The sequence below is a fragment of the Bradyrhizobium sp. CCBAU 53340 genome, assembly GCF_015291645.1.
Taxonomy (GTDB): domain Bacteria; phylum Pseudomonadota; class Alphaproteobacteria; order Rhizobiales; family Xanthobacteraceae; genus Bradyrhizobium.
On sequence record NZ_CP030055.1, the window covers coordinates 1,787,697 to 1,810,846 of the forward strand.

The window sequence follows — 23,150 nt, forward strand, 5'->3', positions numbered from 1 at the left end:
GGAATGCTAAGTATATTGACCGAACCGTTCGGTCAATGGTATTTGACGTGGGCGGGTGGGACTGCGGCTGCGCGACGGCTGCCCCGAATCGCATTTTTATTGGGGAGGCCTTTATGGCCACATCGAGAGACCAGGCTGCGCGCGTCCTTCGCCAGGAAGCGGTGGAGATCACGTCGGCGAACGGTGATGCTGCGACCGGGACATCCGCAGCCCTCGCCGAGCAGCTGCGCTCTCATGTGGCCGAAGAGACCAAGCGCCGCACCAGCGAGGCGCCGGAGAAGCCCGTGCCCGACCAGGCGGCCCCGACTGCACCCGCACCTGCCGCGCCAAAATCCGGCAAGCGCAAATTCGTCATGATGGGAATCGGCCTCGTGCTGGCGCTCGCGGCGGCAAGCTATGCCGGCTACTACACGCTGGTCGGCCGCTTCTACGTCTCCACCGACGACGCCTATGTCCGCGCCAACAACACCATGCTGGGCGCGCGCGTGGCCGGCCACATCTCCTCGATCCTCGCCGGAGACAACACGCTGGTGCACGCCGGCGACACCATCCTGCGCATCGACGACGGCGACTACAAGATCGCGGTCGACGCGGCCGCAACCCGGATCGGGACCCAGCAGGCCACCATCGATCGCATCGGCCGCCAGATCGCGGCGCTCGACAGCCAGGTCGTGCAGGCCAAGGCGCAGCTCGTCTCCGCGGAAGCGGGCCTCAAGCGTGCCGATCTCGATTATGAGCGCCAGCAGGCGCTGAGCAGCAAGGGCTTTGCCTCGCGCGCCACGTTCGAAACCTCGGAAGCCGGCCGCGACCAGGGCGCTGCCGCGGTGAAGGCCGCGCAAGCCGCCTATGACGTTGCGGTGAGCAATGTCGATGTCGCCAAGGCCCAGCAGGCCGAAGCGAAGGCGCAGCTCGCCGAGCTCAAGACCACGCTCGCCAAGGCCGAGCGCGACCTCGCCTTTACCGCGGTGCGCGCGCCGGTCGACGGCATCTTCTCCAACCGCCTCGTCAACGCCGGGGACTTCATCGCGGTCGGCCAGCGGCTCGGCAATGTCGTGCCGCTCGACGACGTCTATATCGACGCCAATTTCAAGGAAACCCAGCTCAAGCGCATCCGTCCCGGCCAGCCGGTGACGATCAAGGTCGACGCCTACGGCATGCGCAAGTTCTCCGGCGTGGTCGACAGCATCGCGGCGGGCGCGGGCTCGGTGTTCACGCTGCTGCCGCCCGACAACGCCACCGGCAACTTCACCAAGATCGTGCAGCGTGTGCCGGTTCGCATTCGCGTGCCGAAGGCGGTTGCGCGGCAGAACCTGCTCCGTGCCGGCATGTCGGTCTACGCCACCGTCGACACCAACAAGGGTGCGGCCGACGCCGACAGCGAGACCGATCTCGACGATCCCACCATGATCCATCCGCAGTAAGCGCCACTGAGCGCTGCGAGGTCAGACCATGGCGACCGCCACGACTGCTTCACCTGCCATGATGGCATCAGCCGCCTCGGAGCGCATCGCACCGAAGCGGCTGTTCGCCTTCATCATCATGGTGTTCGGGATGTTCATGTCGATCCTGGACATCCAGATCGTCTCGGCATCTCTGAGCGAGATCCAGGCCGGCCTGTCGGCGAGCTCGAGCGAAGTCTCCTGGGTCCAGACCGCCTATCTGATCGCCGAAGTGATCGCGATCCCGCTATCAGGATTTTTGTCGCGCGCCTTCGGCACGCGGCTCTTGTTCGCGATCTCGGCCGCCGGCTTCACGATGTCGAGCCTGCTTTGCGGCTTTGCCACGACCATCGAGGAGATGATCCTTTGGCGCGCCCTCCAGGGTTTTCTCGGCGCCGGCATGATCCCGACGGTGTTTGCCTCGGCCTACACCGTGTTCCCGCGCACGAAATTCCACATCGTCGGTCCTATCATCGGACTTGTCGCGACCTTGGCTCCCACGATCGGCCCGACGGTCGGCGGCTACATCACCGATTTGATGTCGTGGAACTGGCTGTTCTTCATCAACGTCGTGCCCGGCATCGGCATCACCCTCGGCGTGTGGGCGCTGGTCGATTTCGACGAGCCGCATTTCGAGCTGCTGGACCGCTTCGACTGGTGGGGCCTGATCTTCATGGCCGGCTTCCTCGGCACGCTGGAATATGTGCTGGAAGAGGGCCCGCAATATGAATGGCTGCAGGACACCTCGGTGGCGATCTGTGCCTGGATCTGCGTCGTCTCGGCGATCGCCTTCTTCGTGCGTGTCTTCACGGCGGCCGAGCCGATCGTCAATTTGCGCACCTTCACCAACCGCAATTTCGCTGTCGGCTGCACGCTGCAATTCTGCATCGGCATTGGTCTCTACGGCCTGACCTATATCTATCCGCGCTATCTCGCCGAGGTGCGCGGCTACAGCGCGCTGATGATCGGCGAGACCATGTTCGTCTCGGGCATCACCATGTTCCTGGTGGCGCCGCTGGTCGGCCGGCTGATGGCAAGCCTCGACATGCGCTACATGATCGCGTTCGGCCTGATCGTGTTCGCGATCGGCTCCTACCAGATGACCTGGATCACGCGTGACTACGATTTCTACGAGCTCCTGATCCCGCAGATCCTGCGCGGCATCGGCATGATGTTCGCGATGGTGCCGACCAACAACATTGCGCTCGGCACGCTGCCGCCGGAGCGGGTGAAGAATGCCTCGGGCCTGTTCAACCTGATGCGCAATCTCGGCGGCGCGGTCGGCCTCGCCGTCATCAACACGGTGCTCAACGACCGCACCGACCTGCACATCACGCGCCTGCAGGAGCGCGTGACCTGGGGCAATGCGACTGCGACCGAAACCCTGACCATGCTCCAGCAGAAGTTTCAGGGGCTCGGCGACTCCACGCTGATGGCGATGAAGCAGCTCAGCCAGATCGTGCACCGTCAGGCCACGGTGTTGAGCTTCGGCGACGCGTTCTTCGTGCTGACGCTGTTCTATCTCGCCCTCAGCGTGCTGGTGACGCTGCTGAACAAGCCGGCCTCGCCGTTCGGCGGTGGCGGCGACGCGCATTGATGCGAACGCGCCCAGGCGCGCTACGAGCTCGGTATCATCGCCGCCTTGTGCGCAATTGCGCAGAGGCCGCTGTTGGAGAGCGAGCTCTCGCCATATCCGCCGCGGCTTACTGGATCCCCCGCCTTCGCGGGGGATGACAGTGGAGTTTGAGGCGGTGGTCGAGCGCGCCAACGCCCACGCACCAAAATGCAACACTCGTGCGTGATCTCGCGCGGAGCCCGTTGCAAAGCGCGAATCATACATCTATAAAGCGCACCTCATTCAATCGAACCGGGGAGGGATTTGCATGATTTCGTCGCATTCGCAGATCGTACGCCCGCGCTCGATGGTGTTCTGGCTCGGTATGTACGCGGCCTGCTAGAGGCCTCTTCCGCCAGCTTCGATCGGATTTTCTGCCCCGATCGCCCCGCTTCCCAACTGTAAGTCAATTCCAAGTGACGCTGCTTCGGCCCTCGCGGCCGGTTTGCGTCCATCGATGGAGCCGGCCCGCGCCAAGAGCGGCCGGATGATGCCATGACCGCTCTTTCAAAGAAGCCCGCGGCGATCCGCGTGGTTCTGCCCTTCGTGTTCCGGCACTGGCTGCAGCAGCCGGGGCGCACGCTTGCCATCGCCTTCGGCCTGCTCGGTGCGACGGTTGCCGACCTGTTCATGCCGGTGTTTTCGGGGCATCTGGTCGATGCGCTGACGCGTGGCCCGTCCGAGCCCGACGCCCGCTACGCCGCGCTGGTGGCGCTGGGCGGCATCGTGGTGCTGGGCGCGGCGTCGATGGTGCTGCGCCTGAGCGGCTTGCAAGTGATCGTGCCGTTCACCCTGAAGATCATGTCCGACGTCGCGCAAGACGCGTTCCTGCGCGTGCAGCGCTTCTCGACCGATTGGCACGCCAACTCCTTCGCCGGCTCGACCGTGCGCAAGATCACGCGCGGCATGTGGGCGCTCGACCTGCTCAACGACACCATCCTGCTGGCGCTGCTGCCCTCGCTGGCCGTTCTGATCGGATCGATGATCCTGCTCGGCGTGCACTGGGCTTCGCTCGGCGCGGTGATCGCGCTCGGCGCGGCTGTCTATGTCACGATGACGGTGCTGTTCTCGACGCGTTACATCGCGCCGGCCGCGCGTGTCTCCAATGCCTGGGACACCAAGGTCGGCGGCACGCTGGCGGATGCGCTGACATGCAATGCGGTCGTGAAGTCCTTCGGCGCCGAGGCGCGCGAGGATGCGCGACTGGCCCGCGTCATCAAACGCTGGCGCGTGCGGGTGCGGCGGACCTGGTTCCGCTACAATTACACCGCCATGGCGCAGCTCTCGCTGCTGCTATGCCTGCGGGGGTCCGTGATCGGCGGCTCGGTGCTGCTGTGGATGTACGGGCATGCCTCGCCCGGCGACGTCACCTACGTGCTGACGAGCTACTACGTCATCCACGCCTATTTGCGCGACGTCGGCATGCACATCAACAACCTTCAGCGCTCGGTCAACGACATGGAGGAGCTGGTGGCGATCCATGACGAGCCGATCGGCATCGCTGATGCCGAAGGCGCGCGGCCGATCGCAATCGAGGGCGGCGAGATCGTGTTCGACGACGTCACGTTCCATTACGGCGGCCATCGCGCGCCGCTGTATGACGGGCTGTCGGTCAGGATCCGCGCCGGCGAACGTGTCGGCCTGGTCGGCCGCTCCGGCTCCGGCAAGACGACCTTCGTCAAGCTGGTGCAGCGGCTCTACGACGTCACCGGCGGTCGTGTGCTGATCGACGGCCAGGATATCGCGCTGGCGACGCAGCAATCGCTGCGCAGCCAAATCGCGATCGTGCAGCAGGAGCCGATCCTGTTTCACCGCACGCTTGCGGAGAACATCGCCTATGGCCGGCCCGGCGCCAGCCTCGAGGCAATCAAGCAGGCGGCGCGGCTGGCGAATGCGCACGACTTCATCCTGCGCCTGCCGAAGGGCTACGGCACCCTGGTCGGCGAGCGCGGCGTGAAGCTGTCGGGCGGCGAGCGGCAGCGCGTGGCGCTGGCACGCGCCTTCCTGGCGGATGCGCCGGTGCTGATCCTGGACGAGGCGACCTCGAGCCTCGATTCGGAATCGGAGGCGCTGATCCAGCAGGCGATGGAGCGGCTGATGAAAGGCCGCACTTCGATCGTGATCGCGCACCGGCTGTCGACGGTGAGGAGCCTCGATCGCATCCTGGTGTTCGACCGCGGCGAGATCGTCGAGCAGGGCACGCATGCCCTGCTCGCGAGCAAGCCAGGTGGCATCTATCGCAGCCTGTTCGAGCGCCAGGTGGTGGAGCTCGGGCATATCGCGGCAGCGGAATGAGGCGCGGCGGCAGGGCGCAAATCCTGCCGTCACGCCGGCAAAGGTGGAATGAGATGAAGGACCTGACAAACGGCTCCATCGTGAGACACATCCTGGCCATGGCACCTCCGATCATGGTCGGCATGGTCACGATCATGATCTGCCAATTGGTCGATCTCTATTTCGTTTCGGGATTGGGCGATGCCGCGGTGGCTGGCGTCGCCGCGGCCGGCAATGCCGGCTTCCTGATCAACGCGCTGATGCAGGTGCTGGGTGTCGGCACGGTGTCGCTGATCGCGCATGCCGTGGGCCGCAAGGACAGGTCGGACGCCAACCTGGTGTTCAACCAGGCGATCGCTTTGTCGGTGCTGTTCGGCCTGTTGACGCTGGTCATGGGCGCGGCGCTGTCGCGTCCTTACATGCGCTCGATCGCGGCGGACCAGGCGACGATCGAGGCGGGGACCGTTTATCTGTTGTGGTTCATGCCGGCGCTCGCGCTGCAGTTCGCCACGCAGGTGATGGCATCGGCGTTGCGCGCGACCGGCATCGTGCGTCCCACCATGCTGGTGCAGGCGCTTGCGGTGGTCATCAACATCGCGCTGGCGCCGGTGCTGATCGCGGGCTGGGGCACCGGCCATGCGCTCGGCGTTGCCGGCGCAGGACTGGCGAGCTCGATCGCGGTCGCCGTCGGCGTTCTGATGCTGCTCGCCTATTTTCGCAAGGTCGAGCGCTATGTCGCCTTCAACGCGGCCGAGTGGCATCCGCAGCCGCGTCATCTGAAGCGCATCCTCAACGTTGGCCTGCCGGCCGGCGGCGAGTTCGCGATGATGTTCATCTTCATGGCGGTGGTCTATTACGTGCTGCGCGATTTCGGCGCGGCGGCGCAGGCGGGATTCGGGATCGGACAGCGGATGCTCGGCCTGATCCAGATGCCGGCGCTTGCGGTGGCGCTCGCAGCGGGGCCGATCGCCGGACAGAACGTCGGCGCTGCCAACGCAGCCCGCGTGCGCGAGACCTTCGTCAAGGCGGCCCTGATCACCTCGGCCGTGATGATCGGATTCATGACCCTCGCGCAAGCGAAGCCGGAGTTCCTGCTCGGCGGATTCTCCAACGATCCGGAGACGATGGCGATCGCCTATTTGTTCCTGCGGATCATCTCGCTCAACATGGTGGCGCAGGGCCTGATCTTCACCTGCTCCAGCATGTTCCAGGCCCTCGGCAACACCAAGCCGGTGCTGCTGAGCTCGGCGACGCGCGTGTTCACCTATTCGCTGCCGGCAATCTGGCTGTCGACGCGGCCCGGCTTCCGCATGGAATACGTGTGGTACCTGTCCCTTGCTGCGACCACGTTCCAGGCGATGCTGAGCCTGTGGCTGTTGCGCCGCGAGTTCGGAAAACGCCTGACGACGCGTCGGCGGGCGGATGCTCCAAGGCAGGCGACGCCCGAACCCGTCGCGCCGCCGGTGCGTGAGCCTGCCTAGCCGGGACGACGCTTGTCCCCCGCCTGCGGCTCCGGCTAGGTTGCCGCATCATGGATGGGGCGAACCTGCTGGGATACTCGGATGAGCGACGTGTTGAACGGGCAGAGGCCGGCGTCGGTGCTCTCCGCGATCTGGGCGGCACGCTATCGCACGCCGGCCCGATTCGTCGCACTGGTTGCGCTGTTGCTGCCGTGGACGACGACCGGCGTGACCTTCGCGTTGATACCCTGGCTGATCACCTTCGCCTTCGTCGATTTGCGCGAGTTCCCGCGTTCGCTGCTGCGACCGGTCTGCCTGTTGCCGATCGCGCTGGTCGTCCTCGCACTTCTCGGCACGCTCTGGTCGGACGCCCCGTGGCCCGAGAGGCTGCATGCGATCGGTCCACCGGCCAAGCTGCTGGTGATCCCGCTCCTGATCTACCAGTTCGAGCGCTGGCCTCACGGCAACTGGGTGTTTTCGGCGTTTTTGGCGTCCTGCGCATTGCTCATGCTGTACTCCTTCGTTGTCGCGATCGATCCCGCTCTGTCGCTGAAGCTCTATCTGTCGCGCGGACCCTACAAGGTCGAGAGCGGGGTCGCGGTGCGCAACTATATCGACCAGAGCCAGGAGTTCGGGCTCTGTGCGATCGCGTTGATCTATCCGATCGTGGCGTTGTTCCGTGAAGGCCGTGTCCGCATCGCGATGTTGCTCGCGGCAATCGCGATCGGCTTCCTCGTCAATATGGTGTTTGTCGTGGTCTCGCGCACGGCATTGGTGACGCTGCCGATCCTGTTCGTGGTCCTTGCCCTCCTGCACCTGCGCTGGCGGGCGGCGCTCGCGGCCGTCGGCGCGATGGCGCTCCTGGCCGTGTCGCTCTGGCTGGTCTCACCGCATCTTCGCGCGACGGTCGCGAAGTTCGGCGGTGACTACAAGAGCAGCATGGAGGGCCGCAGCAACTCGATTAGCGGCATGGGCTCGCGCCTGGAATATTGGCGGAAGTCATTGGGGTTCATTGCCGATGCGCCGATGATCGGTCACGGCACGGGCTCGATCCGCGGTCTGTTCGCGAGCGTGGCCGCCGATGCCGAGATTGATCCGTTGCGCGGTGAGATCGTCAGCAATCCGCACAATCAGACGCTGAGCGTTGCCGTGCAATGGGGCGCGGTGGGCGTGCTGGTTCTCTACGGGCTGTGGTTTGCGCATCTGGCGATGTTCCGCGGCGAGGGGCTGGCCTGCTGGATCGGCCTGCTGGTCGTGGTGCAGAACATGCTGTCCTCGCTGCTCAACACCCATCTGTTCGATTTTGCGCCGGGCTGGATTTACGTACTCGGCGTCGGGGTTGCTGGCGGAATGGCGCTTGCCGCGAAGAGAGCCCCGAACTAGAGCGCGCCGACGCTGTTCCAGACCAGCGTGGCGCCCGACACAAACAGCAGGCCGAGCACGACGTCGCCAAAGTGCTTGTCGCTGAGCGCGTGATAAACGCGCGCGCCTAGCCAAGCACCGATCAATGTGCCTGGGAATGCGACCATCGCGAGCCAGACTACCTTGAACGCAACGAGGCCCGATGTCGTCTGCAGGACCAGCGCGGTCGCAAGCACCGTGAAATTGAACAGCTGGAAGATGCCGCGCCGCTCGTGCTTGTTCCAGCCGCGGATGTTGGCCCACAAGATCGGCAGCGGCCCGGACAATCCGGCGAGTCCCCCCAAGATGCCGCCGGCAAAGCCGATGGCGCCGTCGGCAATGCGGCCGCCGAAGGTGATGGCGAGCGCCTTCTTGTTCAGATACAGCGCGCTCGAGAAGATCAGGATCAGCACGCCGACGCTCAGCTTGAACACTTTTGGGTCAGCGGAAGCGATCAATTTGGTGCCGATCGGCACGCCGATCAGCCCTCCGATCAGGAACGGCCACACCAGCGACAGGTCAAAGCTCTTCCACATCGACGGCAGCGTCGAGGTCTGCGCGATCACCGAGCAGATCAGCACCAGAGGTACCGCGAGCGAGGGCGGCAGCACATAGAGCCAGATGCCGAGCGCCATCAGCGCCGTGCCGAATCCGGCCAGCCCCGAGACAAATCCGCCGGCCAGCGCGCCGAACAGGAGCAGCGCGTAAGTGAGCATTTCCACTGATGAATTCCTGTCGTTGCCGGCGATCTCGAAGCCGTGATCGCCTCATGGCGCATAGCACAGATGCGGCATCGAAGGTCAATTCCAAAACCGCACGCAAGCGTGATTCCGAATGGCGGGCATTCCGGGAAGGCGTGCCTAGATGATGTTCGTACGGAAATTTGGCAGCGGCCGCAGGCCATACAGCGCTTCGATCGGCCCGGCCCCGCGAGATGATGGAGATGATCATGACCCGCGCGCGTATTGCCGTTGTGGCCACGCTGTTGTCGGCAGCGTCGCTGATGCCGACATTGGCGCAGGCGTTTTCCGAGCCCGCCGCCTTTCAGGCTGCATATCCCGATCGCGATGTGCTGAACGGTGGGCAGCTCACGCCGGCCGGTCGCGCGGCTCGCGGCGAGCCAGCAGTGTCGAGCGATGCCTATGCGGCCTATCCGTCGCGCGGGGCGCCGGTCGTCCGCCCCCGCCATCGCCGTCAGCATCAATAGGAATTTGCTAGACAATCTGCCTGACGTCGGCGGGCTTGCGCAGCGCGCCGACCAGGATGCGCAGCGCTTCGGCCAGTTCCGACCTGTTGCGTGCCGCGCCGAGCGAGACCCGCGCTGCGTGCGGCGGTGTTCTATCGACAGCGAAGGCGTCGCCGGCAACGATCGCCAGACCGTTGCGCAGCAGATGCGCCGCGACATCAGGTCGCTCCTCCGGCAAGTGCAGCCATAGGTGATGCGCAGCGGGCTTCGCCTGGAACCGAAATCCCTTCAATGCGCGCTGCGCCAATTGCTGGCGTCCGACAGCCTCGTTGCGGATCGCGGTGATGATGCGGTCGGCGATGCCGCTTTCGAGCCAATGCGTCACCAGCGCGACCATCAGCGGGGCCGGCATCTGCACGGTGGCTTGCAGATGGCTGCGCATCTGAAGCTGCGCATAGCTATCGGGCGCCAGCAAATAGGCGACGCGTAGCGCCGGCGCGATGCATTTCGACAGCGTCGTCGCCAGATACGTCCGCTCCGGGATCAGGTTTGCGATCGGCGATGCCGAACGGTCGAGCAGCCCGTAGGCATCGTCTTCGATCAGCATCGTATCGGCATCGCGCACGATCTTGGCGATGGCGCTACGCCGCTCGGGGGCGAGCGTCGCCGTGGTCGGATTGTGCAGCGTCGGAATGAGATAGACGGCCTTCGGCTTGTAGCTGCGGCAGGCCTTCGCCAGCGCATCGGGCAAGATGCCGCCGTCATCCATGGCGACGCCGACGAGCTTGACGCCGAGTTGCGCGGCAGCGGCCTTGATGCCGGGGAAGGTGACGGCTTCCGTGAGCACGATATCGCCGGGCCGTGCCAGATAGGCAAGCAGGTTGAACAGGATGGTCTGCGCGCCGGGAAAGATCACGAGCTTGTCGGCATGGGCGTGCGGAACGCGTGCTCGCATCCATCGTGCGGCGACCTCGCGCTCATGTGCGCTGCCGCCGGGCGGCTGGTAGTTGAGATGCGCGGTCAGGCCCGATTGCGCGCGAATGGCCTCAAAGCCGGCGATGATGCGCTCGTCGAGCTGCGCCTCGAGCGGATGCGGCGGAACGTTCATCGAGAGGTCGATCGTAACAGGATGCGGCAGGTCGACCGCGCGGCGCGCGCTGGTCTCCGACACGAACGATCCCTGGCCGACGCGGGCCTCCATGATGCCGCGGCGCCGCGCCTCGGTGTAGGCGCGCGTCACCGTGGTGAGGTCGATCCCCAGCGCTTTGGCGAGGGCGCGCTGCGTCGGCAATTGTTGTCCCCGCACCAGCCGGCCGGCGGCAATGTCGGCTTCCATGGCCTCGACGATGCGCTGGTAGCGCGGCCCTGACAGCTCCGAGATTGTAGGGGTCCAGTCCATGCAATTTAGATCCATATCTTTGAATGTATGGATACAAGATATTATTGTATGGATCAGCAAAACGGAAGAGGTGTGGTCATGACGACCGGTTCAGTCTCCCTGGCAAAGGCGATGTGGCGCGGCTTTCGCGGCAAGTGCCCGAATTGCGGCGAAGGGCATATGTTCGGCCGTTTCCTGAAAGTGGCCCACACTTGCGATCATTGCGGCGAGGAACTGTTCCACCAGCGCGCCGACGATTTTCCCGCCTATCTGGTGATGGTCGTGGTCGGCCACCTCGTGGTTCCGGCGATCCTCGCGATCGAGACCGCCTATGCGCCGCCGGTCTGGCTGCAACTCGCGGTGTGGCTGCCGGTGACGCTGTTTGCTTCGCTGGCGCTGCTGCAACCGACCAAGGGCGCCATCGTCGGTCTGCAATGGCAGATCGGCATGCATGGATTTGAGGCGAGCAAGCTGCGGCGCGAAGCCGCCGAGCTTGCGCCGGTGCTGGTGAAGGCACAGCGCGCGGCCTGAGGCAGCACGCGGCGTTTACATCGCACAGGTCGTCGCTACACTCCATCGCATCAAAACAAGAACGATGGAAACGCCGATGGCCACACGCGCAAGAACCTTCCTGCTTTGTCATGGCGCGTGGTCCGGTGGATGGGCCTGGAAGAAGATGCATCCGCTGATGGCGCAGGCCGGCCACCGCCTGGTCGCGCCCACCTACACCGGGCTCGGCGAGCGCGCGCATCTCGCCAGTCCCGCGGTCGATCTCGATACGCACATCCAGGACATTCTCAACGTCATCAAGTTCGAGGATCTCGACGACATCGTGCTGCTCGGCCACAGCTATGGCGGCATGGTCGCCACCGGCGTCGCCGATCGCGCGCGTGAGCGCGTGACGCAATTGATCTATCTCGACGCTTTCGTGCCGCGCGACGGCCATTCGCTGTTCGATCTCAACGAGGGCGGGCGCGAGCCGATGCGCAAGGCCGCAAGCGCCGGCGATGGTTACCGTATCCCGCCAAATCCGCCGCCATCAGATACGCCGCAGGCCGATCTCGACTGGCTCAACGCGCGCCGCATCAACATGCCGATCAAATGCTTCGAGACGAAGCTGAAGCTTCAGCACGCCGAGCCGGCGATGCCGCGCAGCTACATCTATTGCAAGCGCATTCCGCCGGGCGATGTGTTCGGGCAATTCGCAAGGCGCGCGAAGAGCGAGGAGGGCTGGCGCTATTTCGAGCTCGACGCCAGCCACGCGCCGAACGTCACGGCGCCGGAAGCGTTGATGGGCGTGCTGAACGAGATCGTCGTCTAGTTTCTCCGCCGTCATTTCGGGGCTCGCGAAGCGAGAACCCGGAATCCATCAGGCGGCAGAGTCGGTGGATGAATGGATTCCGGGTTCGTGCTGCGCACGCCCCGGAATGACAGCATTTGAATGGTAGGCGCCCGGCCCAAATAAATTGGTGAGGGGTCCGATGCGTTGGCATCGAACCCCTCGTTGCAAGATATCAGCCGGCCTGTAAGCCGGGTTCTGTAGGGCACCGCCCGCTTGCGCGAGCGATACGTGACGGCCATTCCTCTGGGGCCATGTTTGCACATGGCCTCGAGCAACCTACCCGGACGGCGGGCCTGACATCGCCCCGCGGCGTTATCGCTTTCGCGAATAGCCCGCTTAAGCCGTCCCTATTCGGTTTTGCTCCCGGTGGGGTTTACCATGCCGGCTCCGTTGCCGGAGCCGCGGTGCGCTCTTACCGCACCTTTTCACCCTTACTTCCTCCGAGGAGGGAGCGGTTCGTTCTCTGTGGCACTTTCCCTGGGGTCGCCCCCGCCGGACGTTATCCGGCACCGCATGTCAAGGGAGCCCGGACTTTCCTCCCCGGCGGCCTTTCGGCACATGCCGGAGCGGCCGTCCGGCCGACTGACTGACAAGGCAATGGGCATTTGTGACGGTTTCGTCAAGCCAAGATCGCCGCGCACACAGTGCCTGAAATAATTTATCCTGAAGATGTCGTTTGGAGCGGGCCCCGTTCGACTGGATGTCGGCGACCCAGCCGAACAACAGGAGTTGAGCGATGCAATATTTGCTGCTGATCTATGGGAACGAGGCGGAAAAGATGAAGATGGACCCGACCGAGCGCAAGAAGCTGTCGGCGGAGTACGGCGCCTATACGCAGTCCATCGTCCAGAGCGGCAACTTCAAGGCCGGCGACGGGCTTCAGCCGACCACGACCGCGACCACCGTGCGGGTTCGTGACGGCAAGATCATGACCACCGATGGTCCGTTCGCAGAGACCCGTGAGCAACTCGCCGGCTACTATCTGGTCGAGGCCAAGGATCTTGATGCCGCCATCGGGATGGCAGCGGGGATTCCCGGCGCCAAGGACGGGTCGATCGAAGTCCGGCCGGTCATGATCTACGACAACAAGTGATCTCGCAGGCCGACATCGGCGGCATATTTCGCGACGAGGCGGGGCGGGCACTCGCTACGCTGATCCGCCTCGTCGGCGATTTCGATCTGGCCGAGGACGCGCTCCAGGACGCTTTTGCCGTCGCACTGGAGCGCTGGTCGGCCGCCGATTTGCCCGAAAATCCGCGCGCCTGGCTGGTCAATGTCGCGCGCAACAAGGCGATCGATCGTGTCCGCCGCCAGGCCGCCTTTCGCGGCAAGCAGCAGGCGCTCCTGCATGAGCTCGAGCTGAACGCAGAGGTGCCGGCCGAGCCGCCGGCGATGCTCGATGACGACATGCTGCGGCTGATCTTCACCTGCTGCCATCCGGCGTTCGCAGCCGAGGTTCAGGTCGCGCTGACGCTGCGCACGGTCTGCGGCCTCTCCACCGCGCAGATCGCGCGCGCCTTTCTCGTCGGTGAGGATGCGATGGCGCAGCGTCTCGTCCGCGCCAAGCAGAAGATCAGGCTCGCCGGCATTCCCTACGAGGTGCCCGAGCGCGACGCGCTGGCCCCGCGGCTCGATGGTGTGCTTACGGTGATCTATCTCGTCTTCACCGAAGGCTATGCCGCGACCTCGGGCGCGGACCTGATGCGGCCCGATCTTGCGGCCGAAGCCATCAGGCTCTGCCGTCTGCTCGGCGGACTGATGCCCGATCGCGCGGCGATCAAGGGCCTGCTGGCGTTGATGCTGCTGCACGATGCGCGGCGCGCCGGGCGCGAGACGGCGGCCGGCGACGTGGTCCTGCTGGAAGAGCAGGATCGCTCGCTCTGGAATCGCGCGCAGATCGAGGAAGGCCTGCGGCTCGTCGATGACGCGCTACGCCTCGCGGGCCGGCCGCACCCTTATGCGGTGCAGGCTGCGATTGCCGCGCTGCATGCCCGCGCACCAAGCTTCGAGGAGACTGATTGGCCGCAGATCGCCGGGCTCTACGAAGTGCTCCTGCGCATCAATCCGTCGCCGGTGATCGAACTGAACCACGCCGCCGCGATCTCGATGGTCGACGGCCCGGCGCGCGCGCTCGATCTCGTCGACGCGATTACCGCGCGTGGCGGCCTCGATGGTTACGAGCTGCTGCCGGCCGTGCGCGCCGATCTGTTGCGGCGGCTCGGCCGCAAGGATGACGCGCGCGAGGCTTATCGTGTGACGAGCGCGGCGACGCAGCTGGAGCCGTTACGACGGCTGTATGCGCGGCGGGTGAGGGAGATGGATTGAGTTCGTCATGGCCGGGCTTGTCCCGGCCATCCACGTGTTTCCGCGTCGTGATCAAGACGTGGATGCCCGGGACAAGCCCGGGCATGACGGAGCAAGAGGCTACGCTCGCAAGATGGCTATTATTTCGACCCGACGGTCGTCCCATCCGCGGGCAGGCTCGCCAGCAGCGCCTGCAAGGTCGACAGCGTCGAGTGATCGGCAACACCGTCGAGGCGCGCGGGACGGAAGTGGCGCTGGAAGGCGGTGATGACTTCCATGGTCGAGGCGTCGTATTTGCCCGATAGCGGCACGCCATAGCCATAGCGCGCGAGCGCCTGCTGAAGGCTCAGCACCTCGTCGCTGATGGTGCCGAGCATCAGGGTTTCGCCGCGCACGATTGGCGTCGGCGTCACCCAGTGACCGACGCCGGAATTGGCCAGGGAATGCCAGGGAAATTTCTCGCCGGGATCCTTCTTGCGCGCGGGCGCGACGTCGGAATGGCCGAGCACCCGTTGCGGTGCGATCTTGCGGCGGAGGATGATGCCGCGGCACAGCGCGATCACGGCGGCGATCTGGCGCAGCGGATATTCCGGATAGCCCCAATCATGGCCGCGATTGATGATCTCGATCCCGATGGAGCAGGAATTGATGTCATCCTCGCCGGCCCAGGACGAGACGCCGGCGTGCCAGGCGCGCCTGGCCTCGGGCACGCATTGCACGATGCGGCCGTCCTCCAGCACCACATAATGGGCCGACACCTCGGTGCCGGCCGTGCACAGCCGCGCCAGCGCGCCCTCGACGTCGGGCATGCCGGTGTAATGCAGCACGATCATGTCGGGCTGCCGCCCCCTGTTGCGCTCGCCGTGATTGGGTGAGGGGATGACGTCGGAGACGATCGACGAATCCGGGTCGAACGTCCGCATGTTCGCCGCGGCCTTGGGAACCGGGAGTACGCGCTGACGCTTCGAATCAGTACCAGACGGCGTGGACGGACCGGACGACATAAACAACTCGGGATAGGACGAGAATGGGCCAAGCCCTTCTCTTTACTATTCCTTTACCCTTCGCTCCGCGCAATCGCGCAGGTCGGTTAACGCGCGCATTTTCGGCCCAGTGTGTGGATGACGCATCACCGCCTGAGGACCTTTTCGAGATGTAACGAGCCGATCAACGCTTTCTTAACGCTAAGCGCCGTTACTGAGAGGTGAAGAGCCGACCCGCGTCCGGAGGCGGCCAAAAGCGTTTTTGGCTCGAAATCCCATGGTTGCCCGACATATTCCACTGGGAACACCGGGTTTGCCGCCTGGGACGACCGGGTTCGGCGTGCTTGCTGGACTGGGGCTTTGTCGTGGAACCGCCGCGACGCGGAGTTATTCGAGGCGTGATGGGCTGCTTCGCCCCCAAATTCACCTGCGCACCCGGCAGGGGCGACGCATGAGCGACGCGCCGCACATTCCCGTGCTTGGCCGTGAGGCGATCGAGCATCTCGCGCCGCGCCAGGGCGGCGTTTATGTCGATGCCACCTTCGGAGCCGGCGGCTATACTCGCGTCATCCTCGATGTGCCGGGAACCCGCGTCATCGCGATTGATCGCGACCGTACCGCGATCGCCGGCGGCGCCGGGCTGGTCGCGAGCGCTTCGGGCCGGCTGACGCTGGTCGAGGATCGTTTCTCGAATCTCGCCGAGGTCTGCGCCGCACAAGGCGTCGATGCGGTCGACGGCATCGTGATGGATGTCGGGGTGTCCTCGATGCAGCTCGACCAGGCTGGCCGCGGCTTCTCGTTCCGCCTCGACGGTCCGCTCGACATGCGGATGGGGCAGTCCGGGCCGACGGCCGCCGATGTCGTCGCGCGCGCCTCGGAAAGCGACCTCGCCGACATCATCTACCTCTTTGGCGAGGAGCGGCATTCGCGCCGCATCGCCCGCGCCATCGTGGCTGACCGGCAGGAGACGCCATTCACCACCACGCGCGCACTCGCCGATCTGGTCGGCCGGGTGGTGCGTTCCAAGCCCGGCGACATTCATCCGGCGACACGGACCTTCCAGGCCCTGCGCATCTTCGTCAACGAAGAGCTCGAGGAACTTCAGACCGCACTTGCATCGGCCGAGCGGGTGCTCAAGCCCGGCGGCCGTCTCGTCGTGGTCTCGTTTCACTCGCTGGAAGACCGCATCGTCAAGAATTTCCTCTCCGAGCGCTCCAAGACCGGTGGCGGCTCGCGGCATCTGCCGGAGGTGGCGCAAACGACGCCGAGCTTCCAGTTGCTGACGCGGCGGCCCGTGATCGCCGGCGAGGCTGAGCTTGCGCACAATCCGCGCGCCCGGTCCGCGAAGCTGCGCGCCGCCGAGCGCACCACGGCGCCGGCGCATGCCGATGACGAACCGTCGTCCTGGCCAAAACTCGCCGACGTGATGAGGGGCGGTTAGCACATGCGCTTCATCCACCTTCTCGTCATCGGCGCGCTGGTCTTCGCGGCCGCCTATGTCTACCGGATCAAGATGGAGTCCACCGCTCGCGTCGAGAAGGTGCTGCGACTGCACGCCGAGATCCGCGAGCAGCGCGACGCGATCGCACAGCTGCGCTCCGAGTGGGCCAAGCTCGATGCGCCCCTGCGCCTGCAGGGCCTCGTCGAGCGGCATCTGCCGCTCAAGCCAGTCAACGGCACGCAATATGATTCGCTCAAGAACCTGCCGGACCGTCCGCCGCGGATGTTCAGGCCGGGCGAGCCTGATCCGATCGGGTCCATGATCAACACCATCGAAGCCGCCAGCGATCCGGATAGCGTGACAGGCTCCGTGCCTCAGTCCGAGGACAAGCAATGACCACGGCTGCGCCTGCGAAACCGACCGGACGACCAGCTGAACCCTGGCGGCAGCGCCTGATCCGCAGCCTGCTTTACGGGCGCAACGTCGATCGCGCCGCCAAGGCGCGCGCGCGCGTTGGCCTGGCCATGCTGGCCTTTGCCACCATCTACGCCCTGATCGGGGGCCGGCTCGTGATGTTCGCGGTCGGCGCCGACGCCCACAGCGCGCGGCGCGCTGCGGCGCAGGAGGTGGTCGCGACTGCGCGGCCCGACATCATCGACCGCAACGGCGAGGTCCTTGCGACCGACGTCAAGGCGGCGAGCCTGTTCGGCGAGCCACGCCGCATCATCGACAAGGACGAGGCCATCGAGCTTCTGACCGCGACCGTGCCCGACCTCGACGAAGCCGAGGTGCGCGAGCGCCTGAAGACGCGCAAGGGTTTCGTCTGGCTGAAGCGCGAGATCACGGCGAAGCAGCAGCAGGACATCCACAAGCTCGGCATTCCCGGCATCGGCTTCCTGCGCGAGAACAAGCGCGTCTATCCGACCGGCAACGAGGTCGCCCACCTCATCGGTCTCGTCAATATCGACAACCAGGGCATCGCCGGCATGGAGAAGTGGCTCGACAATCAGGGCCTCGCCGATCTCCACCGTGCCGGTTTTGCGACCGATCGCCTGCAAAAGCCGATCGAATTGTCGGTCGATCTGCGCGTCGAGCACGCCTTGCGCGACGAACTGTTGAAGGCCAAGGAAAAGTTCCACACCAAGGCGGCCTCCGGTCTCGTCACCAATGTCAACACCGGCGAAATCATCGCCATGGTGTCGGTGCCGGATTTCGACCCGAATAATCCCAAGGAAGCCCACGATCCCGATCGCATCAATCGTCTGACCACGGGCGTGTACGAGATGGGCTCGACCTTCAAGGCCTTCACGCTCGCGATGGCGCTCGACAGCGGCAAGTACGGCCTCGATTCGATGTGGGATGCGCGCGGGCCGCTGCACTACGGCAAGTTCGCGATCCACGACGACGAGCCGAAGGGGCGCTTCCTCTCCATGAAGGAGGTGTTCACCTTTTCCTCCAACGTCGGCGCGGCGCGCATCGCGCTGTCGCAGGGCGTAGAGGCCCACAAGGCCTTCCTGCGCAAGATGGGCCAGCTCGACCGCTTGCGAACCGAGCTGCCGGAAAGCGCCTCGCCGATCGTGCCGAAACGCTGGGGCGATCTGAACACCATCACCATCTCCTTTGGTCACGGCATGGCCGTGGCGCCGCTGCAGGCCGTGATGGGCGTCAGCGCACTCGCCAATGGCGGCCTGTTGATTCCGCCGACCTTCCTCAAGCGCACCGAAGAGGAGGCGCGGGCGATCGCAAAACGCGTGATCAAGCCCGAGACCTCGGACAAGATGCGGTTCCTGATGCGGCTGAACGCGGAGATCGGCACCGCCAAGAAGGCCAACGTTCCCGGTTACTATATCGGCGGCAAGACCGGCACCGCCGAAAAGGTGGTCAACGGCCGCTATGCCAAGAAGAAGGTGCTGACCGCGTTCACCGCGATCCTGCCGGCGGACAAACCGAAATACCAGCTCCTGATCATGCTGGACGAACCGCAGCCGCTGAAGGAAACCTACGGCTTCATCACCTCGGGCTGGAACGCCGTTCCGACCGCCGGCAACGTCATTACCCGTATCGGGCCGCTGCTCGGCATCGAGCCCCGCTACGACCTGCCGCCTGCGGACCGCCTTATTCTTGCGACATCCAGGACAACCCAGTAATCAATCGGGTAGGCCGTAGCCGCTGCTGAGTCGGGGATTTTCCCTCAAGATTCGGCTTTTCCGGCGCGGCAACTGGAAGACCATGAAGCTGCGTGACCTCTTAGGCAATGATGCCGCCATCGAGCCCGCTATTGCCGCGCTCGATGCGGCGGGCATTGCGCTCGACAGCCGCGTGGTCAAGCCGGGCGATCTCTTCTTTGCGCTCGCCGGAGCCAAGACCGACGGCGCGCGTTTCATCGATGCCGCGATTGCCGCCGGTGCCGTGGCCGTGGTCGGCGATCACGCGCTTGATGGCTGCAAGGTGCCGTTCGTCACCGTTGCCAACCCGCGCCGCGCGCTGGCGCTGGCTGCCGCGAGATTCTTCCCGGCGCAGCCCGCGACCATCGCGGCGGTCACCGGAACCAGCGGCAAGACCTCGGTTGCCGCGTTCACGCGTCAGATCTGGGAGCGGCTCGGCCATGTCTCCGCCAGCATCGGCACGATTGGCCTCGTCTCGCCCAAGCGTACCGTCTATGGCTCGCTGACGACGCCCGATCCGATCGCGCTGCACCGGCAGATGGATGAGATCGCGCGCGAGGGCGTGACGCACCTTGCGTTCGAGGCATCGTCGCATGGCCTCGATCAATACCGCCTCGATGGCGTGCGGGTTTCCGCAGGCGGCTTCACCAATCTCTCGCGCGACCACATGGATTACCATCCGACCGTCGCGCATTATCTCGCGGCAAAGCTCAGGCTGTTCCGCGAACTCGTGCTGCCTGGCGGCGCCGCAGTAGTCTCGGCCGATCACGATTGCTCGGCGGAGGCGATCGATGCCGCGAAGGTGCGTGGTCTGCGCGTGATGACGGTGGGGCGCAACGGCGATGGGGCCGGCGAGGGCATCCGCCTCGTCGAGGCCGTGGTCGAGGGCTTTTCGCAAAAGCTTACGCTCGAACATCGCGGCAAGCATTATGCGGTGCGGCTGCCGCTGGTCGGTCAATTCCAGATCGAGAACGCGCTGGTGTCGGCCGGCCTTGCCATCGGCACCGGCAGCGATGCGGCCAATGTGTTTGCGAGCCTCGAGCATCTCAAGGGCGCCAAGGGCCGGCTCGAGCGTGTCGGCGAGCGCAACGGCGCGCCTGTTTTCGTCGACTATGCGCACAAGCCCGATGCGCTGGCGAAGGCGTTGCAGGCGCTGCGGCCTTACGCGAAGCGCAGGCTTGTCGTCGTGTTCGGCGCCGGCGGTGATCGCGACGCCGGCAAGCGTCCGATCATGGGGCAGATCGCGGCCGAGAATGCCGATCGCGTCATCATCACCGACGACAATCCGCGCAGCGAGAAGCCGGAAGCCATTCGCGCCGCGATCCTCGCCACCGCCAAGGGCGCGCGCGAAATCGGCGACCGCGCGGCCGCGATCCGCGCCGCGATCGAGGAGCTGGAAGATGGCGATGCGCTGCTCGTCGCCGGCAAGGGTCACGAGACCGGGCAGATCGTCGGCGGCGAGGTGCTGCCGTTCAGCGATCACGAGGCGGTTGCCGCCGCATTAGCAACGAGGGTCGCATGAGCGGGCCATTATGGACGGTTGCCGAAGTGGCGCGCGCGCTGGGCGCGACCGGATCATTCCCTGCTACCCCGATCGACTTCGTTACCCAGGACAGCCGGCTGGTGAAGCCGGGCAGCCTGTTCGTCGCGCTATCGGGCACGCCGAGCGGCGGCTTCATCTCGGCCTTCGCCAGCGCGCGCGACGGCTGGGAGTTCGCGGACAAGGCGGAAGCCTCAGGCGCGGTCGCGATGATCGTGCCGCACGAGATCGCGGGCATCAAGATTCCCCAGATCGTCGTGAAGGACACGCTCATCGACGGCCTCTGGGGCCTCGCACGCGCTGCGCGCGCACGCTTCCACGGGCCGGTGATCGGGCTGACCGGCAGCGCCGGCAAGACCAGCACGAAGGAATTCCTGGCCGCCTATCCCAATGCTTATGCGAGCCCCTCGAGCTTCAACAATTTCTGGGGCGTGCCGCTGACGCTGTGCAACGCCCGGCCCGATGCCAGCCTCTGGGTCGTCGAGATGGGCATGAACCAGACGGGCGAGATCGCGCGGCTCAGCGAATTGACGCGGCCGACGGTCGCACTCGTCGTCAACGTCCAGCCGGTGCATCTGGAGAAGCTCGGCTCGCTCGATGCGATCAGGCGCGAGAAAGTATCGATCGCGCTCGGTCTGCCCGAGGACGGCGTGTTGGTGCTGCCATCAGGAATCAAGGCGCCGGACTGGAAGGGCAAGGTGGTGCGCTTCGGCGACAAGGCCGGAGTGCACGAGGTCGCGCACGCCCCGCATGGCGAGAGCTGGCAGGTCGTGGCTGCAATCGGCAAGAAGGAGATCGCCTTCAGCCTGACACCGGGCGCGCCGCACCGGGTGCAGAATGCGCTCGCCGCGCTTGCGTCGATCCATGCCGCGCATCTCGATGTGGCGACGCTCGCCATCAAGCTCGACCGCGTCGGCATCATGACCGGCCGGGGCGTCGAGCAGGCGGTCGGCGGCATCACCGTGATCGACGACAGCTTCAACGGCAATCCGGCGAGCGTGGCCGCCGCGCTGCAAAGTCTCCAGGCGCGCAACATGGCCGGCGGCCGCCGTATTGCGGTGCTCGGCGACATGCTGGAACTGGGCGATGACGCACCGAGCTACCACACCGCCCTGACTGCGCATCTCGACGGCATCGACGGCATCTATTGCGTCGGGCCACTGATGCGCCACCTCTATGACGCGCTGCCATCAGGCAAAGGGCTCGGCTGGCACGACGATCCGGCCACGCTGAAGCCGGGTGAAGTCGCGGGCCTGCTGAAGGCAGGCGACGTCGTGGTTGTCAAGGGCAGCAAGAAGATGTTCTGGGTCAACAAGTTTGTGCCGGGCCTAGTGGCCGCCTTGCAGGCAAAGGCGTAAACTGCTTGGAAGGCGCAGTTCCCGAATCCCACCCTTTGCGGCGCGCCGTCCGGTTTCTTTGAGGTCGCCCGACCCATGATGAAGACCAGCGAATGCGTGTGAGACACGTTGAGGCCACCCGCGAAGGCCGCGTGCGAAAGGCGCCATAGGACCGACTGAATGTTTTACTGGCTGATCGATCTCTCCAATACATTTCCGGGCTTCGGTGCAGTGCGCACCGTCTTGAACGTCTTCCGCTACATCACCTTCCGCACCGGCGGCGCCATCGTCACGGGCGCGTTGTTCGTGTTCCTGTTCGGGCCCTGGATCATCGATCACTTGCGCATTCGCCAGGGCAAGGGCCAGCCGATCCGCACCGACGGTCCGCAATCGCATCTGGCCAAGAAGGGCACGCCCACCATGGGCGGGCTGATGATCCTGTCCGGCCTCACGGTCGGCACGGTGCTGTGGGCCAATCCGCTCAGCCCTTACGTCTGGATCGTGCTGGCGGTGACGCTCGGCTTCGGCTTCGTCGGCTTCTACGACGATTACCTCAAGGTGACCAAGCAGACCACGAGCGGCTTCGGCGGCAAGCTGCGCCTGCTTATTGAAGCAATCATCGCGCTGGTCGCCTGCTATGCGCTGGTGCGGCTGAACCGCGATCCCGCCTCGACCGCGCTGACCATACCCTTCCTGAAGGACACGGTGCTGCATTTCGGCTGGTTCTTCGTGGTATTCGGCGCCTTCGTGATCGTCGGCGCCGGCAACGCGGTGAACCTCACCGACGGTCTCGATGGCCTCGCCATCGTGCCTGTCATGATCGCGACCGCGAGCTTTGCGATGATCGCCTATCTCGCTGGCAACGCTGTCTTCGCCGACTATCTCCAGATCAAATATGTCGCCGGCACCGGTGAGCTTGCCGTGCTCTGCGGCGCGCTGTTAGGGGCCGGCCTCGGTTTTCTCTGGTTCAATGCCCCACCAGCTTCGATCTTCATGGGCGACACCGGCTCGCTCGCGCTCGGCGGCATGCTGGGCGCGATCGCGGTCGCGGTGAAGCACGAGATCGTGCTGGCGGTGATCGGCGGCCTGTTCGTGCTCGAGGCGGTCTCGGTCATCGTGCAGGTGGTGTCGTTCAAGCTCACGGGCAAACGCATCTTCCGGATGGCGCCGATCCACCACCATTTCGAGCAGCTCGGCTGGACCGAGCCGCAGATCGTGATCCGCTTCTGGATCATCTCGGTGATGCTGGCGCTCGCCGGCCTCTCCACGCTGAAGCTGCGCTGAC

The 23,150-nt window shown here is 65.2% G+C and carries 19 protein-coding genes and 1 other RNA gene; 16 read left to right on the plus strand and 4 right to left on the minus strand.

The window, feature by feature from the left end:
- Window positions 1-113: 113 nt before the first annotated feature.
- The 5 genes from XH89_RS08415 (at window position 114) to XH89_RS08435 (ending at window position 8,171) form a co-directional block, all read left to right on the plus strand.
- Window positions 114-1,421: an HlyD family secretion protein gene (locus XH89_RS08415; protein WP_194466624.1), complete on the plus strand. Its 1,308-nt coding sequence runs from the start codon at window positions 114-116 to the stop codon at window positions 1,419-1,421.
- Between the two features lie 28 nt (window positions 1,422-1,449).
- Window positions 1,450-3,036, plus strand: coding sequence for a DHA2 family efflux MFS transporter permease subunit (locus XH89_RS08420; protein ID WP_194466625.1), 1,587 nt, complete (start codon window positions 1,450-1,452; stop codon window positions 3,034-3,036).
- Between the two features lie 513 nt (window positions 3,037-3,549).
- Entirely contained in the window at window positions 3,550-5,349 is a 1,800-nt protein-coding gene (locus tag XH89_RS08425; protein WP_194466626.1) for an ABC transporter ATP-binding protein, read from the plus strand.
- Between the two features lie 53 nt (window positions 5,350-5,402).
- Window positions 5,403-6,809, plus strand: a complete 1,407-nt coding sequence (locus XH89_RS08430; RefSeq protein ID WP_194466627.1) for an MATE family efflux transporter — start codon at window positions 5,403-5,405, stop codon at window positions 6,807-6,809.
- 81 nt (window positions 6,810-6,890) lie between these two features.
- On the plus strand, window positions 6,891-8,171 hold the full coding sequence (locus tag XH89_RS08435; protein WP_194466628.1) for an O-antigen ligase: 1,281 nt from the start codon (window positions 6,891-6,893) through the stop codon (window positions 8,169-8,171).
- On the opposite strand, the gene XH89_RS08440 is transcribed toward XH89_RS08435, so the two are convergent.
- Window positions 8,168-8,911 (minus strand): sulfite exporter TauE/SafE family protein, encoded by a 744-nt coding sequence (locus XH89_RS08440; RefSeq protein ID WP_194466629.1) that lies wholly within the window; start codon window positions 8,909-8,911, stop codon window positions 8,168-8,170. The two genes, XH89_RS08435 and XH89_RS08440, sit on opposite strands and share 4 nt — an antisense overlap.
- A gap of 227 nt (window positions 8,912-9,138) precedes the next feature.
- Between XH89_RS08440 and XH89_RS08445 the strand changes: the two genes are divergently transcribed.
- On the plus strand, window positions 9,139-9,396 hold the full coding sequence (locus XH89_RS08445; RefSeq protein ID WP_194468406.1) for a hypothetical protein: 258 nt from the start codon (window positions 9,139-9,141) through the stop codon (window positions 9,394-9,396).
- 7 nt (window positions 9,397-9,403) lie between these two features.
- On the opposite strand, the gene XH89_RS08450 is transcribed toward XH89_RS08445, so the two are convergent.
- Entirely contained in the window at window positions 9,404-10,774 is a 1,371-nt protein-coding gene (locus XH89_RS08450) for a PLP-dependent aminotransferase family protein (protein ID WP_194466630.1), read from the minus strand.
- A 78-nt stretch (window positions 10,775-10,852) separates the two neighbouring features.
- On the opposite strand from XH89_RS08450, the gene XH89_RS08455 reads away from it, so the two are divergent.
- The gene (locus tag XH89_RS08455) at window positions 10,853-11,284 is read left to right on the plus strand and encodes a DUF983 domain-containing protein (protein WP_246767763.1); all 432 of its coding nucleotides are present in this window, start codon (window positions 10,853-10,855) and stop codon (window positions 11,282-11,284) included.
- Window positions 11,285-11,360: 76 nt separating this feature from the next.
- A complete protein-coding gene (locus XH89_RS08460; RefSeq protein ID WP_194466632.1) occupies window positions 11,361-12,074 on the plus strand; it encodes an alpha/beta fold hydrolase in 714 nt (237 codons plus the stop codon).
- A gap of 189 nt (window positions 12,075-12,263) precedes the next feature.
- Here XH89_RS08460 and rnpB read toward each other — a convergent pair.
- An RNA gene (gene rnpB / locus XH89_RS08465) (RNase P RNA component class A) lies at window positions 12,264-12,681 on the minus strand.
- A gap of 150 nt (window positions 12,682-12,831) precedes the next feature.
- On the opposite strand from rnpB, the gene XH89_RS08470 reads away from it, so the two are divergent.
- Together XH89_RS08470 and XH89_RS08475 are read left to right on the plus strand one after the other, a co-directional pair.
- Window positions 12,832-13,188 carry a YciI family protein gene (locus XH89_RS08470; protein ID WP_194466633.1) on the plus strand — a complete coding sequence of 119 codons (357 nt, stop codon included), beginning with the start codon at window positions 12,832-12,834 and terminating at the stop codon, window positions 13,186-13,188.
- Complete coding sequence (locus XH89_RS08475) at window positions 13,185-14,420, plus strand: RNA polymerase sigma factor (RefSeq protein ID WP_371825203.1); 1,236 nt, start codon at window positions 13,185-13,187, stop codon at window positions 14,418-14,420. The genes XH89_RS08470 and XH89_RS08475 overlap by 4 nt, the downstream gene beginning before the upstream one ends.
- A gap of 119 nt (window positions 14,421-14,539) precedes the next feature.
- On the opposite strand, the gene XH89_RS08480 is transcribed toward XH89_RS08475, so the two are convergent.
- The gene (locus XH89_RS08480) at window positions 14,540-15,322 is read right to left on the minus strand and encodes an N-acetylmuramoyl-L-alanine amidase (protein ID WP_194466634.1); all 783 of its coding nucleotides are present in this window, start codon (window positions 15,320-15,322) and stop codon (window positions 14,540-14,542) included.
- A gap of 511 nt (window positions 15,323-15,833) precedes the next feature.
- Between XH89_RS08480 and rsmH the strand changes: the two genes are divergently transcribed.
- The 6 genes from rsmH (at window position 15,834) to mraY (ending at window position 23,149) form a co-directional block, all read left to right on the plus strand.
- Complete coding sequence (rsmH, locus tag XH89_RS08485; RefSeq protein WP_194466635.1) at window positions 15,834-16,823, plus strand: 16S rRNA (cytosine(1402)-N(4))-methyltransferase RsmH; 990 nt, start codon at window positions 15,834-15,836, stop codon at window positions 16,821-16,823.
- Window positions 16,824-16,826: 3 nt separating this feature from the next.
- Entirely contained in the window at window positions 16,827-17,219 is a 393-nt protein-coding gene (locus XH89_RS08490; protein WP_194466636.1) for a hypothetical protein, read from the plus strand.
- Complete coding sequence (locus XH89_RS08495) at window positions 17,216-18,970, plus strand: penicillin-binding protein 2 (protein ID WP_194466637.1); 1,755 nt, start codon at window positions 17,216-17,218, stop codon at window positions 18,968-18,970. Before XH89_RS08490 ends, XH89_RS08495 begins: the two co-directional genes overlap by 4 nt.
- An 82-nt stretch (window positions 18,971-19,052) precedes the next feature.
- Window positions 19,053-20,510: a UDP-N-acetylmuramoyl-L-alanyl-D-glutamate--2,6-diaminopimelate ligase gene (locus XH89_RS08500; RefSeq protein WP_194466638.1), complete on the plus strand. Its 1,458-nt coding sequence runs from the start codon at window positions 19,053-19,055 to the stop codon at window positions 20,508-20,510.
- Window positions 20,507-21,886: a UDP-N-acetylmuramoyl-tripeptide--D-alanyl-D-alanine ligase gene (gene murF / locus XH89_RS08505; protein WP_194466639.1), complete on the plus strand. Its 1,380-nt coding sequence runs from the start codon at window positions 20,507-20,509 to the stop codon at window positions 21,884-21,886. The genes XH89_RS08500 and murF overlap by 4 nt, the downstream gene beginning before the upstream one ends.
- A gap of 159 nt (window positions 21,887-22,045) precedes the next feature.
- Complete coding sequence (gene mraY, locus XH89_RS08510; protein ID WP_194466640.1) at window positions 22,046-23,149, plus strand: phospho-N-acetylmuramoyl-pentapeptide-transferase; 1,104 nt, start codon at window positions 22,046-22,048, stop codon at window positions 23,147-23,149.
- The last annotated feature ends 1 nt before the right edge of the window (window position 23,150 follow it).

Bases quoted from the DNA above. Each gene is read 5' to 3' on its own strand.
- XH89_RS08490 (WP_194466636.1), top strand. From the start codon at position 16,827: ATGCGCTTCATCCACCTTCTCGTCATCGGCGCGCTGGTCTTCGCGGCC.
- XH89_RS08470 (WP_194466633.1), top strand. From the start codon at position 12,832: ATGCAATATTTGCTGCTGATCTATGGGAACGAGGCGGAAAAGATGAAG.
- murF (WP_194466639.1), top strand. From the start codon at position 20,507: ATGAGCGGGCCATTATGGACGGTTGCCGAAGTGGCGCGCGCGCTGGGC.
- XH89_RS08420 (WP_194466625.1), top strand. From the start codon at position 1,450: ATGGCGACCGCCACGACTGCTTCACCTGCCATGATGGCATCAGCCGCC.
- XH89_RS08445 (WP_194468406.1), top strand. From the start codon at position 9,139: ATGACCCGCGCGCGTATTGCCGTTGTGGCCACGCTGTTGTCGGCAGCG.
- XH89_RS08460 (WP_194466632.1), top strand. From the start codon at position 11,361: ATGGCCACACGCGCAAGAACCTTCCTGCTTTGTCATGGCGCGTGGTCC.
- XH89_RS08495 (WP_194466637.1), top strand. From the start codon at position 17,216: ATGACCACGGCTGCGCCTGCGAAACCGACCGGACGACCAGCTGAACCC.
- XH89_RS08450 (WP_194466630.1), bottom strand. From the start codon at position 10,774: ATGGACTGGACCCCTACAATCTCGGAGCTGTCAGGGCCGCGCTACCAG.
- rsmH (WP_194466635.1), top strand. From the start codon at position 15,834: ATGAGCGACGCGCCGCACATTCCCGTGCTTGGCCGTGAGGCGATCGAG.
- mraY (WP_194466640.1), top strand. From the start codon at position 22,046: ATGTTTTACTGGCTGATCGATCTCTCCAATACATTTCCGGGCTTCGGT.
- XH89_RS08430 (WP_194466627.1), top strand. From the start codon at position 5,403: ATGAAGGACCTGACAAACGGCTCCATCGTGAGACACATCCTGGCCATG.
- XH89_RS08455 (WP_246767763.1), top strand. From the start codon at position 10,853: ATGACGACCGGTTCAGTCTCCCTGGCAAAGGCGATGTGGCGCGGCTTT.
- XH89_RS08500 (WP_194466638.1), top strand. From the start codon at position 19,053: ATGAAGCTGCGTGACCTCTTAGGCAATGATGCCGCCATCGAGCCCGCT.
- XH89_RS08480 (WP_194466634.1), bottom strand. From the start codon at position 15,322: ATGCGGACGTTCGACCCGGATTCGTCGATCGTCTCCGACGTCATCCCC.
- XH89_RS08435 (WP_194466628.1), top strand. From the start codon at position 6,891: ATGAGCGACGTGTTGAACGGGCAGAGGCCGGCGTCGGTGCTCTCCGCG.
- XH89_RS08415 (WP_194466624.1), top strand. From the start codon at position 114: ATGGCCACATCGAGAGACCAGGCTGCGCGCGTCCTTCGCCAGGAAGCG.
- XH89_RS08425 (WP_194466626.1), top strand. From the start codon at position 3,550: ATGACCGCTCTTTCAAAGAAGCCCGCGGCGATCCGCGTGGTTCTGCCC.